This is a genomic window from Deinococcus alpinitundrae, assembly GCF_009982895.1.
Taxonomy (GTDB): domain Bacteria; phylum Deinococcota; class Deinococci; order Deinococcales; family Deinococcaceae; genus Deinococcus; species Deinococcus alpinitundrae.
In genome coordinates this window covers 1-14394 of record NZ_WXZL01000050.1, presented here as the reverse complement: position 1 = coordinate 14394, position 14394 = coordinate 1, and the positions used below count along the sequence as shown (strand labels likewise).

Genomic DNA, 14394 nt, shown 5'->3' with positions numbered 1-14394 from the left:
ACGCCATTTTCGGACAGTGCTGGAACCCACGCCGCACAGCTCAGCGAGCTGTGCGGAACTGAGCTTGTCCTCTCGGATGTAGGGTTCCGCGAACAGACGTCGCTCCTCCAGTTGGGGACGCGTCAGCCTTTCAGGTCGCCAAATCTGCGGCATAGCCGAAGGGTAAGCTGTTCCCAAATTACGCAGGTATCAGTAGTGCCAACCGCGCCTGCGCTGCGCCTGCAAAACCGCAGCAAAAGTATCTGGATGCGTACCAAGCGAACTCTTAGATATCCGAAAGATGCTCGGCTCTGACAGAGGGCAATTAGGTTGGGGAGATGAGCGCCGCTCTGACCTGTTCGAGGACCTGAGTGGAAAGAGGTGAACCTGCGGCAGCGCGTGCCACGAGCAGCGCACCGAGCAGCGTGCAGGCCGTGACCAGGCCATCGCGTCCGGGTTGATCCAGCCACTCACCGAGATCCGCCACGCCGCTGGTGAGCAAGTCGCGGGTCTCGGCGCTGCTGGTGCGGGCGATGTCCTGAACCAGACCGGCGGTGGGGCAGTCCTGTCCAGGGTGATCCCGGTGGGAAGGGGAAAGGTAGGTCTGGATGAATCGGCGTTGTGCGGCGGTGTGGTCGGCAACACTGGCGTCGAGTTCGGTGAGTCGGGCGGCCATGCTGTCGTAAGCGTGGCGGGCCGCTTCCGGGAGCAGCGCCTCTTTGGACTCGAACTGCCGGTAAAAGCCCCCGTGGGTGAGGCCGACAGCGGCCATGATGTCCTGCACGCTGACGTGATCGACGCCGCGTTCGCGAAACAGCTCGGCGGCTTGAACGGGGCGTTCCCGGTTTTGAACGGCCTGTGCTCTGGACACTCTCGGCATGTTGCCTCCTTTAACAGCTGATTCCAACCGTCCTTACTGCTGATAGCAGGTCCTTGGTTGACATCGCTTAGATTATCAGACTAATCTGTTTTAGATGATACACGTCATCTAAAACAAAAGCATGCCCGCTGTGGCGATGCCACCTTCAAGGAGACCTGTATGGCCCCATTCGCTCCAGCCGTCCTCGTGATCAGCCGCCCTCATCAGACGCGCTTTCTTGATCCGGGCGGCTTCCAGTGACCCGCCAGGTCTCAGCCAAGATCACGCCGCAGATCAGCCCGTCCCCTTGGCCGATCTTTCTGACGGCCAGCATCGCCGTGCTGCTGATCTCCATTGACGCCACCGTGCTGTATGCCGCCTTCCCTGCACTGTCCAGCGCTTTCTCAGGTGCCCAGCCCAGCGATCTCTCCTGGATTCTCAACGCCTACACCGTCGTCTACGCCGTACTGCTCGTTCCCGCCGGACGTTTCGCCGATCTGTACGGACGCAAACGCATGTTCCTAATTGGCCTGGTCATCTTTCTCGCGGCGTCGCTGGGCTGCGGACTGTCGGGACAGGTCTGGGTGCTGATCGGCTTTCGTGCTTTGCAGGCTGTTGGAGCGGCGGCGCTGCTGCCCGCCTCACTTGCCGTGGTGCTGGGGGCCTTTCCCGCAGAGCGCCGTGCCGTGGCCGTCAGCCTCTGGGGAGCGGTCAGTGCGCTGGGCGCAGCGGTCGGGCCGAGCCTCGGCTCGTGGTTGATCGAGCTGGGCGGCTGGCCCTGGGCCTTTTACCTGAACCTGCCGCTGGGTATCCTCTCGGTTTGGGGAGCAAGCCGTCTCCTGAAGATCACGCCGCCAGAAGGGGTCCCTGCCCGGCTGGACGTGGTCGGCTTGCTTCTGCTGATGGTGAGCGTGGGTGCAGTCGCTCTGGGGTTGGTGCGTTCCGAAGCGCTGGGCTGGACATCGGCGGTGGTGCTGGGGTCGCTGATCGGGGGCCTGCTGACCCTGCTGGTCTTCGTATGGTGGGCGCGGCGGGTTCCGGCTCCAGCGATTGACCTCACCCTCTTTGACAATCTGACCTACCGCTTCGTCAACCTGGCGACGCTGACCTTTGGCATGGCCTTCTCAATGATGTTCTTCTCATACTTCCTGTTCATGTCGGCCATCTGGCACCTTCCGCTGGCCGCAGCGGGCGTCGCCATCTTGCCTGGCCCGCTGCTGGTGATCCCGACCTCGGTGGTCTCGGGGCGGCTGGCTGCCCGGCTGGGCCACCGTCCACTGTTGGTCGGCGGGAGTCTGGTGTTCGCGGCGGGCGCACTGTGGACGGTGCTGGTGCCCGGCTCCACGCCGTCGTACCTGGCCCACTGGTTGCCCGCGCTGCTGCTGACCGGTGTCGGCACCGGCATGGTGTTGCCCTCTCTCTCTGCCGCCGCCGTCTCCCGCCTCAACCCAGCCCGCTTCGGGGTCGGCAGTGCGATCAACCAGGCCATCCGCCAGATCGGCACTGTGCTGGGCGTGGCCGTGACGGTGGCGCTGCTGGGCGGCGCGTCAGCGCAACTCGCGGACTTCAGAACCGTCTTCGGCTGGGAGGCCGCGCTGTGCGTGGTGACTGCCCTGCTGTGCCTCTCGGTGGACACCCGGCCCCAGCAGCTCAGGGCAAGTGCTTGAAGACCAAACGGTGTTCGAAAGCGGTGGTCGGAAACCCGGCAGTCGGTCTCCATCATCTCCCGAGCTTTCCCCGGAGTGTTCATGATTGACGCTTTCTTCGTTCGTCAGTACGGCGGGCCAGGCGTTCTTGAGCGTGGCCCGCTCCCCGCTCAGGATCTCGGCCCCAACGATATCCGCATCGAGATTCACGCAGCCAGCGTCAACCCACTGGACTGGCGCATCCGTGACGGTGCGCTCAAAGCCCTCCTGCCTTACCGGTTTCCCCTGGTCCTGGGCAACGACGGCTCAGGTGTCGTTGCCGAAGTGGGCGGCCAGGTCAGCCGGTTCAAGCCAGGCGACGCGGTCTACACGCGCGTGCGGGACGACCGCCTGGGAACCTTTGCGGCGCAGGTGGTAACGGACGAGTCGGCGGTGGCGCACAAGCCCGCCTCGCTCTCGCATGTTGAAGCAGCAAGCCTGCCGATGGCGCTGCTGACCGCCCAGCAACTGCTGACTGAAGCAGCGGGATTGCAGCGGGGACAGTCGGTGCTGATCCACGCTGGGGCTGGAGCGGTGGGTAGCTTAGCCATTCAGCTTGCCAAGCACCTGGGGTTGCAGGTGACCACCACGGCCAGCACGGCGAACGTTGGGTTCGTGCGGGGATTGGGTGCGGACACAGTGATTGATCGCAAGACCCAGCACTTTGAGGATGAAGTACGCGACATGGACGCTGTGCTGGATTCGGTGGGCATGGAGAACTTGCTGCTCAGCTTCCGGAGTGTCAAGCGTGGCGGCACGGTGGTGTCTATCTCGGACGGGCCAGACGTGGCGCTGGCCAGACACCGCCGGGTCAACCCCTTGCTGTGGCCGGTCTTCGCAGTGTTTGGAGCAAAGCCGCACGCCGCAGCCAGACGGGCGGGGGCAAAGTACCGCTACTGGTTTATGCGAGCGGACGGTGTACAACTTGAGCAGCTGAACCCGTTGCTGGAGGACGGCACGGTTCGCCCTCACCTCGACCGTGTTTTCCCGTTTGAACAAACCCCACAGGCCATCGCCTACGCCGAGGAAGGCAAAGCGATTGGTAAGGTGATCGTTCAGATGCGTTCCAGCTGAGATTGACGAAGCTGCTGGGTATCACGCTGAGCAGCATCAGCCGCCTGCTCAGCGAACCGCCGCTGTTCTCGGTCTGGTGGATGGTCGAGCACTGCCGCGTCGGTCTGGCCGCGTTCCTGGAAGGGTCAGTCGCCCGTCGCCCATCTGGGCCGGTCACCACCGAGCATCCGCCGCCCTGCAGCGGCTACACTGCCTCTCAGCCATGACCGATCCCCACAGACCGAACCCTGCCCCGCCAGCGGCGAGTCCAGCGGCGCAACTGATCACCCACCTTCAGGATGTGACGCAGGCGCTGGCGGCTGTCCGCGTGCAGGAAGAGGTCTTCGGTATCATCCTGAACGATGCCCTGCAAGCCCTTCAGGGCATCGCCGGGGTGGTCTTGCTGGTCGCCGGGAACCGGTTGCAGGTCGCGGCCCGGCGTGGCCACGACGACGCCAGCGTCTGGCGGGACGGCACCCTGGAAGACGCACGCCCCGGTCCAGACGCCCTGCGCGCCAACACCCCACTCTTCTTCAGTGGCGGCGGCGACCTGATCAACGCCTATCCGGCACTCGAGGCCCAGACCGGCGGCGTGGCGGCAGTGGCGAGCGCGGTGCTGCCGATGGTCGAGAACGGCCAGCCGATCGGCGTAATCGTGCTGGACTTCAAGGAACCCCACCACTTCACCCCCGACGAGGAACACTTTCTGCTGGCTCTGGCCGGGCACTGCGCGCTGGCGCTCGACCGCGCGCGGCTCTCGGGTAATCTGGAGCGACAGGTTCAGGACCGCACCGCCGAGCTCGAAGCGTTCGTGCGCTTCACGGAGCTGGCCGACGGCGAGAGCGACGTGCTGGCCCTGGCTGAGCGTGCCGGGCAGGTGCTGGGGGTGCTCTTTCCCGGCTGCACCACCTGTTACTACGTCATCGAAGGCGGCTTGTGGAAGCTCCGGGTCTACAGCCGTGACTTGGAGGACAATCTGGCGCTGCTGGCCTCGCTTGAGGCTGGGCTGCCGCTCGACACGCCGGTGTTTGCCGAGCTCATGCACACTGGTGAGCCGGTGTTTGTTGACGCCTGGGACCCGCAGCGCGAGCGGATCGCCCTGACGGAGGCATACCAGAGTGTCAGCACCTACCCGCTGCACGTGGACAGCAGCATCCGGGCGATCTTCGCGCTGGGCCTCAAAGACACCGCCTGCTGGACCCCCCACCACAAAGCCGTCTTCCGGTCAGTGGGCCGCAGCCTCAAGCTGGCCCTCGAGCGCACCGAGACCACCCGGCGGCTCCAGGCGCAGCGCGACTTGCTCCAGGCGTCCAATGACGAACTCGAGGCGTTCACCTACTCGGTCTCGCATGACCTGCGCACTCCGGTGCGGCACATCCTCAGCTTCGGCGGTCTGCTGCGCCGCTCGTTGCCGGGGCCGCTGGAGGAGAAGACCGAGCGCTACTTCCAGATCGTCGAGACGGCGGCCATCACCCTGAACGAACTGATCGACGGCATCCTGGACCTCTCGCGCACGTCCCGGCAGCCGCTCAAAGTGGTCGGGGTCGATCTGGGTCGGCTGGTGCACACGGTTCGTAAGGAGTTGAGTGCGACTGTTCCGGCACGGCAGATCCGCTGGCAGGTCGCCGGGTTGCCCACGGTGATGGGCGACCCGGACCTGTTGCGCCGGGTGGTTATGGCCCTGCTGAGTAACGCCGTGAAGTATACCCGGACCCGGCAGGCGGCGGTGATCGAGGTGTGGGCCGAGGAGTCGTCGCAGCGCTGGACGGTGTGGGTGCGCGACAACGGGGTGGGCTTCGATCCGCAGTACCAGGGCAAGTTGTTCTCAATGTTCCAGCGCCTGCATGCCCAGTCGGAATACGAGGGCGCGGGGGTGGGCCTGGCCAACGCCCGGCGCATCATCACCCGGCACGGCGGCACGGTTATGGCCCAGGGCCAGTTGGATACAGGCGCCACCTTCGGCTTCACCCTGCCCAAAGCGGGTTCCTGAACCAAGGGGACCAGGAGGTGGACCCCCTTCCCCACAGAGCCGACGCTGCGACACCTCTCACCACCATTGGTTCGGTGAAGTGCTCAGTGGATCGGTCTCAGATCAGTAGAATCAGGGCCCCATGAAATCGCAGCAGGTCCCACAACGCATCTCTCCACTTCCAGAGGCGGATGACGTTGTTCTCAATGATCATCCGCCCACCCCCTTCAGCCGGATCATCGGACGTTCGCGCTACATCGTGTTGCTGGCAGTGATCTCGGTGTTGCTGGTGGCTGTGGCCCTCTTTCTGATTGGGGTGGTGCAGGCGGGCACCGGGATCTGGTCGGCCATCCGAACCGTCATCGGTGGCGGTCTGGCGGCCGAAAAGGTCGACGCGACCGTCTTGACCATCTCGTTTCTGGAAATAGTCGGCACCATGCTCAAGGCCGTGGTGTTCTATATCATCGGGGTTGGCCTCTACAGCTTGTTCATCGCGCCGCTGAATCTCAGTGTGTCGCTGGGCGTCGAGACCCTCAACGATCTGGAAGACAAGATCATCAGTGTCGTGATCGTCATTCTGGCTGTGACTTTCCTTGAGCATTTTGTGCGTTGGGACGCGCCGCTGGCGACCCTCCAGTACGGTGGGGCATTGGCCCTGGTGGTCTCGGCCCTGGTATTTTTTCAGCGCCACAGCCATCAGGCCAAGACCGCCCAGCAGGAAAAGGCCCCAGATATCACTGCCCGCGCCAAGCAGCAACTCTTTGAGGAGGACAACGAGCAGCACGTGATCAGTGAGAACGAACTGGAGGGCAAAACACAGTCCAGCGGCGACGGCTGAATACAGAGAGCCGGGAGGATGCTCCTGTTCAAGTGGCTCCGGGCTGTCGCCAGACCTTTTGAGCAGCCAGATGCGCTTGGCAGAGCGGTGGTGCATTCTATTGATCATCACCTCGGAAGCTGCGTCACTGGTCATACGGTTTGGCTCCGATTCCAGGGAAGCCGAAGAGAACGCCGTCTTCCACTCCGTCTCAGTGACGACGAGCGGCTTGACCCGGCGTTAGCGTCCGCTTACGGCTGGGCGGGGCCTCTCTGTGACGATGAGATGCGCTTGCGTCTGCTGGCTCTGGACTGAGGAGCAGCGGCATAGATCGCGGCATCCTAAACCTCCGTATCTTGATGTAAGAAGGAGGTGACCGTGCGTCAGCGAGGATGCCTCATGTCTCCGTTAAGTTGTGCTGCTTGAAGCTTTTCCAAGGTATGGACCCCATCGAACCCAAAGACGTCGATCTGGCCCACGAGGAAGAGCTGAGACTGGCAGCGCTGCGCCGCTACGGCATCCTCGACACGCCTCCGGAGGCGCAGTTCGACCACCTGGTGGAGCTGGCCGTCCGCGTCTTCGACATGCCTATGTCTCAGATCACTCTTGTTGACGAGGACCGGCAGTGGTTCAAGGCCAATTATGGCCTGGCGACGTCCGAGGGACCCCGCAGCGAGTCGTTCTGCTCGGTTACCATCGTTCAGGACGGCGTCATGGTCGTTCCGGATGCCACCCAGCACGAACAATTTCGCACCTATCCCAACGTGCTCGGCGAGCCGCACATCCGGTCTTACGCGGGTGCCCCCCTCATTACGCCCGACGGATACAAGCTCGGCACGTTCTGCCTCATCGGAACGGAACCTCGGGAATTCAGTGAGAAAGACCAGGACCTTCTGGCGTCCTTCGCGCAGATGGCAATGGCTGAGCTGAAGCTGCGTCAGGCGCTCTACGACGTCAGTCACATGGCGATGAACGATGCACTCACCGGTCTCCCGAACCGGGTACAGTTTCGTCAGCAACTCATTGAGGCCTGTCGGCGCGCCGACGTGTCCGGAGAGAAGGTGGTGGTGGGACTCCTTGACCTCGACCGCTTCAAATTGATCAACGACACCTTCGGGCATCTTGCCGGTGACAATCTTCTCAAGGATGTCGCGCGCCGCTTGAAAGAAGCCACGGCGACCAGCGACGTGGTGGCCCGCATGAGCGGCGATGAATTCGTCCTGCTGCTCACTGATGTTCGCTCGGTCGTGGACATCGCCCTGGTGACGAAGCGCCTCCAGGACAGCTTCGCACTTCCGTTCCTGATCGGAGATCAGGAGGTGTTCGTCCACTGGAGTCTGGGCTTGAGCGTGTACCCGGACGACGCGAGGGAACTCGACGCCCTGCTGGGCCATGCAGACGCTGCCATGTACCGGGCCAAGCAGGCTGGGGGAGGCCACACGGCCTTTCAGAGGCAAGAGGACCAGCGGAGTACCCTGCAAGTGGAGCGCCTGACGGCCCTGCACCGGGCCCTCGAACGTGAAGAACTGCGGCTGTACTTCCAGCCGGTTGTGCATGCTGAGAGTCGGGCTGTGGTGGCCCACGAGGCGCTCCTCCGCTGGGTACGGCCCTCGGGGATGGTCAGCCCACTGGACTTCATCCCCCTGGCCGAGACCTCCGGGCTGATCGTGCCGATCGGCCGCTGGGTGCTGCGTCAGGCGGTCGACACCCTGAAATCAGGGCGACTCCAGCGGCTGTCGGTCAACGTCAGCGCTGTGGAGATCCGGCAGCCAGACTTCGTAGAGCATCTGCGGTGGGTTCTGACGGAGAGTGGCGTCGAGTCCCGGCGAGTCTTGCTGGAACTCACGGAAAGCAGCATGCTGGAACCCCGCTTTGCAGCGGTCTTGAAGGAGATCAATACGCTGGGGGTACGAACGGCGCTGGACGATTTTGGAAACGGCTACAGCAGTCTGACAGCGCTGACGAATCTGCCAGTGCAGGTGGTGAAGATTGACCGGAGTTTCACTGCACCGATCGGCGAGGACACCCCTGCTGGCCACAAGGCGCTGGAACTTGTGCGTGGAATCGTGACGATCGCCACCGCGCTGGGACTCCCGACTGTGGCGGAAGGCATCGAGACCTCCGAGCAGGCAGCCCTGCTGCTAAAAGTAGGCTGCACTTACTTTCAGGGCTACCTGTTTGGACGCCCGGAACCCCTCGCCTGATGGAGCATCTGGAACGCGAATGAGAAAGGTAGCCCGGAGAACGCCTTGATTTCTTTAAGGTCACTCGGTAGCACTGACTGTCGAAGAGGTCAAGCGAATCCTGCCCACGGCTGGATACGCAGGCTGTCCTCGCGGGCGGTGGCCTGACCGTTCTGGTTAACAGGGAGGGAAAGCCGGTCGCGATGCCTATGCAGACGAGAGCCTGACCGATGCGCAGCGGGCCGTGTCGACGCGCTGGCCCCCGCTGGGTCAGATCTGGGTCATTTGCGGGGGGCAGATTCGGGACATGCGACGACTCGTGTTCCTGTTCCTGCTCCTGCCCTGGACCGCTACTGCCCAGGCAGGCAATCCTGCGCCCCTCAACGGCATCTGGCAACTGACTCAGTTCAGCGGCAGTGCGCCGACACCGGTGGCGGGTCTCAATCCGGAGACGCGGCTTTTCATCGTCAACGGGCAACTGAGCGGCTCGTACGGCTGCGGCACGTTCAGGGGCACCCTCAGCGCCGAGCGCAACACGGCGCAGGTCAACATCGATGCGCTGCCCCCCAAGGCGAATGTCCGCTGCCTGTTCGCGGTCAAGGGCGATTTTCACAGGGCCATGAACGCCGTGACCCAGTACACCCTGAGCCGCGAGCACCTGGTGCTATTTTCCAAGACGGCCCGCCTGGTCTTCGAGCGGATCGGCTACGTCACGCCTGCCCATAAGTAGCCCCAAAAATAGTGCTCGGGAGCGCGGCAGAGCAGTGTGCCTGCCCTGCTATTTCCCCCGAGTCATTTCAAAGCAAAATGACGTGCTGTCATACCCTGGAGCAGCTTCACGCCTACCGACAGCGGAGCTGAAGCCGTCCACCTCGTGTAAAACTGATCGTCGATTTAACCGCGCTCGGTGAGGAAGGTCACTTTGAGGGGCCGCACCACTGGATGCAAGCGCTAAACACCGACCAGGGTGTTCGCGACCTCTTGCTCTAGGTCGGCTGTGGTGGGCTGCGGTTGTACTGATCTGGTGTGATAAGCGCCAGCATGAAGGCGACTTCTCTGCTCGCTACTGGTGGGGTGTGACGCTGACCCGTACGCTCCCAGTCAGTGCCAGCACCTCTCTATCATCCAGGGCACGACCGGGGTTGGCCGTGATGACCGGGCTGTGTGGCATGTTCTGCATTGTCGTTCGCCCAAACGGAGCGGGAGAGGAGGAGCTGGCGCAGATTCCTGACTTCGCAACAACCTCGCTTCCGGCGACCTCTGCAAGTCACGCTTTATACTCGGCGGCATGTCAGACGTTGCCGCATCCGCTCCCGACTCCAACGCTCAGCCTCAGCGCACGCTTCACGAGCAGACCGTCGCCCGCCTCAACAACCAGGCCGCCCTGAATGAAGCGGGCTTCGAGGCGCACCCCTACCGCTACCCCCAGACCCACCACACTACCGATATTTTGAAGGCCCATCCCCAGGGTGAGCAGGCCAGCGGCGAACACGGCGAGCGCTGGGCCGACGAGACCTACAGCCTGGCCGGGCGGATCATGCTGTTTCGCCACATGGGTGGCGCGGCCTTCGCCGATCTGCAAGACGAGAGCGGCACCATTCAGCTGTATTTCGGCAAGAAGACCGCCGAGCAGTTCGCCGCCACCAAGAAGATCGATCTGGGCGACATCATCGGCGTCTCGGGCGTGCCGTTCATCACCAAAACCGGGCAGCTCACGCTGGAAGTCAAGACCTGGCAGCCGCTGGTCAAGAGCTTGCACCCGCTGCCCAGTAAGATTCACGGCCTGCAAGACGAGGAACTGCGCGCCCGCCGCCGCTACCTCGACCTGATGATCAACGAGGGCAGCCGTGCCACCTACCGCACCCGCTCAAAGATCGTGCGCTTTATCCGGCAGTTTCTCGACGGCCAGGACTTTATGGAAGTAGAGGGGCCGACCCTGCAAGTCGTGCCCGGCGGCACCGAGGCCAAGCCCTTCAAGACTTTTCATAACGCCCTGTCGCACGAGTTCTCGATGCGAATCAGCCTGGAGCTGTACCTCAAGCGGCTCCTGGTCGGCGGCTTCGAGAAGGTCTACGAGATTGGCCGCAACTACCGCAACGAGGGTGTGGACCGCACCCACAATCCCGAATTCACCATGTTGGAAGCCTACTTCGCTTACGGCGACTACAACGACATGATGGCGCTGGTCGAGACCATGCTGCACGGCCTGGTGATGGAACTGCACGGCCAGCCGGTCATCGAGTACCAGGGCCAGAGGGTGGACTTCAGCCTGCCGTTCAAGCGCCTCGATTTCGTGACGGCCCTCAAGGACGCGGCGGGTCTGGACTTCGACCCGCTCGACCTGCCGAAGCTGCGCGAGTGGAGCGACGCCGAGCACCCCGAGTTCCGCAAGGTGCCGGACTACAAGCTGCTCGACAAGCTTGGCGGCGAATATGTGGAAGCCCAGCTGATCAACCCCACCTTCCTCACCGACATGCCATTGGTCATCAGTCCGCTGGTCAAGGTGCACCGCTCGCGCCCCGGCCTGGCCGAGCGAACCGACCTGTATGTGGCGGGCTTCGAACTCGCGCCGATTTACTCCGAACTCAACGACGCCTTAGAGCAGCGCGCCCGCTTCGAGGCCCAGACGGCCCGCCGCGACGCCGGAGACGACGAGGCCCACCAGCAAGACGAGGACTTTTTGCTGGCCCTCGAATACGGCATGCCGCCGACTGCCGGAATGGGCATGGGCATCGACCGCCTGACCATGCTGCTCACCAACAAAGACAGCATCCGCGACGTGCTGCTCTTTCCGCTGCTCAAGCCCGAGGAAGGTCAGCCGGGCGGCGCGAACACCGAGATGCCGGAGGCGGCCCCGAGCTGAGCGGCGGGTATCCGTCAGGTCTGTACGCGCTCGAAGATCACCTGCACCGCTTTCTCTACGGCCTCGGCCTTGGCCGCCAGCAGCGCTTCCTGTGCGCCGCCCGGCAGCGCCCGCCCCGGTTTTTCCCACAGCGCGGCCGCCAGCTTGGACGCGTGCGAGATGATCAGCGTCTCGCCGGGCCGGGCCAGTTGCACCGCCATCAGCAGCGCCCGGACACTGCGGGCCAGAACGTCGCCGGGCGAGTGCGGTACCTCGGCGCTGACCCGCTCCCCGGCCCGACGCAGCGTGACCACCGCCGAGTCTCTCCAGGGCGCGTGGCTGAGGTTGACCTCGGCGTGCGGGCCCGGCGGCGGCAAGCTGGCGCGCTCCAGCCGGGCGTCGTTGGCTAGCGTGTGGGCCGACTGCATATGGCGGCGCTCACGCTTCGCCCGCGCCAGATGCAGAGTGATGCCGCGCTCGGCGGCCACCTCCAGCACCCGCAGGGCTTCCTCGTGCTGGCTGGTGCTGCGGCTGCCGTGCCGGATGGCCGACAAGACATTCAGGTTGTCGGTATGTACCGTCAGCGGCTGCTGGGCCGGGGCGTGGCGCAGCGCCTCGGTCACGGCCCGCAGCTCGGTGGCGTTGTTGTCCCGGGCCAGGGTGTGGCCGTACACGTGCTGCGGCAACTGCCCTGGCATGATCAGCACGACGCCGAAGCCCCCGCGCCCGGCCTGACCGCTCTCGGCTCCGTCGTCAAAACTCCCGTCCACGAACGCGTGATTCACTTCTCCCTCAAGGTAGTGCCTGCGGACCAGCGCTTTCGTCAGCCAGATGACGGATGCGCGGGCCAGAGGAAAGGCCTGCCGCTCCCGTATGATGCCTGTGGAGGACTTTCCTTTGCAGCCATCCACGCCTGACCGCGCTTCACCTGACAACGCCTTCCGGGCCATCTGGCGCAACCCATACATCCGGGCGGCGACGTTTCTGTTGCTGCTCTATCTGGTCTACCGGGTCATCGGTTCGGTGGCGCACATCATCACCCTGGCCGTCATCGCCTATATCATCGCTTACCTGTCCCATCCGATGCTGGTGTGGCTCGAGCGCCGCAAAATCGACCGCGCCATTGGCGTGATCTTCACCGTCGTCGTGATTTTCGGGCTGGTGGTGCTGGCCTCGGGACTGCTGGTCACCATCGTCAACCAGCTCACCGATCTGGTGCAGCGCCTTCCCACGCTCACCAAAGATTTTCTGACCCAGCCGTGGTTTATCGAGCTGACCAAGCGGATTCCGGCCCTCTCCAGCGTTAGCGACCAGATCACCAAAGTCTCCCAGAACGGCGCGGCGGGTTTGCAGCAGTACATTCAGCCGTATCTCAACAAGATCTTGCCGTACTTGCAGGCCAACAGCGGGGCCTTTCTCGGGGGCGTGCTGAGCGTGGCGGGCATCGTCGGCGAGAGCTTCGCGGTGCTAATCATGAGTATCTACATGATGCTCGACTACGAGAAGCTCGGCCTCAATTTCCTGCGGCTGTTTCCGCGCACCTGGCAGCCGTTCGTGCTCGACCTTTCCAGGAATATCGGGCAGGCGGTCGGCGGCTACCTCAAGGGCCAGCTCATCATCGCCGCCTTCGTGGGCGTCTTCATCGGCGTGGCGCTGAGCATCGCGGGTGTGCCGAGTGCCCCGGCCATCGGCTTTATCGCCGGGGCCTTCAACGTCGTGCCGTACCTGGGCGTGGTCATCGGCATCGCCCCGGCGCTCCTTCTGGCGGCTTCGGCAGGCGGGTTCGTCAAGCTGATCGTGGTGGTGGTGGTGTTCGTGGTCGCCAACCAGGTCGAGGGCCACATCCTCTCGCCAATGGTGCTGGGCCGCACCACCAATCTTCACCCGGTCACCGTCATCATCGCCATCCTGATGGGCCTGACTTTGATGGGCATCGTGGGCGCGCTGCTGGCCGTGCCGCTGGCCGCGCTGGGCAAGCTGCTCTTGCAGGAATACTACTATCCCAGCCGGGTCTACAAAGACGGACCGTAGTCTGAGGAGCTGAAGGGCGACAGGCGAAGCCGGTGTGGAATGCGGCTTCGCCTGTCGCCGTTGCAGGCTCAGCAGCCCGGCCGAGGGTGCTTGTGTGGACTCGGGCCACCATTTTCTGGAACCAGGTTCACCCGACCAAGCGCGCAGGCGTGCCCAGGACCGAGCGGAAGAGCAGCACACCCCTCCGGACATGGGGGATACAAATCGGCTCGTTTGCCAGTGGCAGACGAAACAAACCCGGTTCCGTGCTTATTCGGCTTGAAGCAGTTCCACCTGTCGTCCGTCCGGGTCCATGACAAAGGCCATCGGGTTGCCGCTGGGGCTGAGGGTCAGTTCGCGGGCGAAGACTGCGCTGCTGGCCTTGAGCTGCCCCACGCTGGCCTCAAGGTCACTGAGATACAGGGCAATATGCTCCTGCCAGCCGGGGTGGGGCGTGGGTATCTCGCCCGCCGCCTGAAAGAATTGCAGCTTGCCGCCGCCGGGAAAACCCAGGACCAGGCGGCGCAGGCCTTCGGAGGTGATCAGGTCCTTGTCAACCTGCGCGCCAAGCTGACTGTAGAAGGCGCTCACGGCGTCGGCGTTGGCGGTCAGAAAGGAGACGTGCTTGAGGCGGGCGGGTGGTGCTGAGGTCATGGCGCTCAGCCTAGCGCACGTCCCCGAAGGCGAACCGGGTCGCCGCGTTTCACCTTGAGCCATAAAAAAATCCGCCCTCTTCAGGCGGTGATGGAAAGATTCTAGCGCGGTATGCAACTGTAGTCAATGCCCATGCACTGAAATGTGGACGAAATTCGGTGCAGACAGCGACTGAGAAGGCGATCTCGTAAACGGCTCCCAGCGTCGGACTGGGAGCCGTCTCTGCAGCACAGTGGATTTGAGACTACTGATACCTGCGTAATTTGGGAACAGCTTACCCTTCGGCTATGCCGCAGATTTGGCGACCTGAAAGGCTGACGCGTCCCCAACTGGAGGAGCGGCG

Annotated in this window: 12 protein-coding genes; 9 read left to right on the top strand and 3 right to left on the bottom strand. The window is 63.6% G+C overall.

Translation table 11 applies throughout. The features are described 5' to 3' along the window. Positions 1-304 precede the first annotated feature (304 nt). Entirely contained in the window at positions 305-859 is a 555-nt protein-coding gene (locus GUI70_RS21600; protein ID WP_161884352.1) for a TetR/AcrR family transcriptional regulator, read from the bottom strand. Positions 860-1095: 236 nt separating this feature from the next. Between GUI70_RS21600 and GUI70_RS21595 the strand changes: the two genes are divergently transcribed. The 8 genes from GUI70_RS21595 to lysS all read left to right on the top strand — a co-directional run bounded on the left by GUI70_RS21595 (position 1096) and on the right by lysS (position 11408). Then, positions 1096-2505 carry an MFS transporter gene (locus GUI70_RS21595; RefSeq protein WP_161884351.1) on the top strand — a complete coding sequence of 470 codons (1410 nt, stop codon included), beginning with the start codon at positions 1096-1098 and terminating at the stop codon, positions 2503-2505. Between the two features lie 81 nt (positions 2506-2586). Further along, positions 2587-3597 (top strand): NADP-dependent oxidoreductase, encoded by a 1011-nt coding sequence (locus GUI70_RS21590; protein WP_161884350.1) that lies wholly within the window; start codon positions 2587-2589, stop codon positions 3595-3597. A gap of 2 nt (positions 3598-3599) precedes the next feature. Further along, entirely contained in the window at positions 3600-3803 is a 204-nt protein-coding gene (locus GUI70_RS21585) for a hypothetical protein (RefSeq protein WP_161884349.1), read from the top strand. Then, positions 3800-5566, top strand: a complete 1767-nt coding sequence (locus GUI70_RS21580) for an ATP-binding protein (protein ID WP_161884348.1) — start codon at positions 3800-3802, stop codon at positions 5564-5566. The genes GUI70_RS21585 and GUI70_RS21580 overlap by 4 nt, the downstream gene beginning before the upstream one ends. A 121-nt stretch (positions 5567-5687) precedes the next feature. Further along, the gene (locus GUI70_RS21575) at positions 5688-6383 is read left to right on the top strand and encodes a YqhA family protein (protein WP_161884347.1); all 696 of its coding nucleotides are present in this window, start codon (positions 5688-5690) and stop codon (positions 6381-6383) included. Positions 6384-6784: 401 nt separating this feature from the next. After that, positions 6785-8566 carry a putative bifunctional diguanylate cyclase/phosphodiesterase gene (locus GUI70_RS21570; protein WP_237725102.1) on the top strand — a complete coding sequence of 594 codons (1782 nt, stop codon included), beginning with the start codon at positions 6785-6787 and terminating at the stop codon, positions 8564-8566. A 286-nt stretch (positions 8567-8852) separates the two neighbouring features. Next, the gene (locus GUI70_RS21565) at positions 8853-9275 is read left to right on the top strand and encodes an META domain-containing protein (RefSeq protein WP_161884346.1); all 423 of its coding nucleotides are present in this window, start codon (positions 8853-8855) and stop codon (positions 9273-9275) included. A 558-nt stretch (positions 9276-9833) separates the two neighbouring features. Beyond that, positions 9834-11408 (top strand): lysine--tRNA ligase, encoded by a 1575-nt coding sequence (gene lysS / locus GUI70_RS21560; protein WP_161884345.1) that lies wholly within the window; start codon positions 9834-9836, stop codon positions 11406-11408. A 14-nt stretch (positions 11409-11422) separates the two neighbouring features. Here the strand turns inward: lysS and GUI70_RS21555 are convergent, their stop codons facing one another. Next, positions 11423-12172, bottom strand: coding sequence for an RNase H family protein (locus GUI70_RS21555; RefSeq protein WP_161884344.1), 750 nt, complete (start codon positions 12170-12172; stop codon positions 11423-11425). A 112-nt stretch (positions 12173-12284) separates the two neighbouring features. Between GUI70_RS21555 and GUI70_RS21550 the strand changes: the two genes are divergently transcribed. Further along, the gene (locus GUI70_RS21550; protein WP_161884343.1) at positions 12285-13418 is read left to right on the top strand and encodes an AI-2E family transporter; all 1134 of its coding nucleotides are present in this window, start codon (positions 12285-12287) and stop codon (positions 13416-13418) included. A 249-nt stretch (positions 13419-13667) separates the two neighbouring features. Here GUI70_RS21550 and GUI70_RS21545 read toward each other — a convergent pair whose 3' ends face one another. After that, on the bottom strand, positions 13668-14051 hold the full coding sequence (locus GUI70_RS21545) for a VOC family protein (protein WP_161884342.1): 384 nt from the start codon (positions 14049-14051) through the stop codon (positions 13668-13670). Positions 14052-14394 lie beyond the last annotated feature (343 nt).

Coding starts and splice junctions, on each gene's coding strand:
- GUI70_RS21600 (WP_161884352.1), bottom strand. CDS start 859: ATGCCGAGAGTGTCCAGAGCACAGGCCGTTCAAAACCGGGAACGCCCC.
- GUI70_RS21590 (WP_161884350.1), top strand. CDS start 2,587: ATGATTGACGCTTTCTTCGTTCGTCAGTACGGCGGGCCAGGCGTTCTT.
- GUI70_RS21580 (WP_161884348.1), top strand. CDS start 3,800: ATGACCGATCCCCACAGACCGAACCCTGCCCCGCCAGCGGCGAGTCCA.
- GUI70_RS21575 (WP_161884347.1), top strand. CDS start 5,688: ATGAAATCGCAGCAGGTCCCACAACGCATCTCTCCACTTCCAGAGGCG.
- GUI70_RS21565 (WP_161884346.1), top strand. CDS start 8,853: ATGCGACGACTCGTGTTCCTGTTCCTGCTCCTGCCCTGGACCGCTACT.
- lysS (WP_161884345.1), top strand. CDS start 9,834: ATGTCAGACGTTGCCGCATCCGCTCCCGACTCCAACGCTCAGCCTCAG.
- GUI70_RS21545 (WP_161884342.1), bottom strand. CDS start 14,051: ATGACCTCAGCACCACCCGCCCGCCTCAAGCACGTCTCCTTTCTGACC.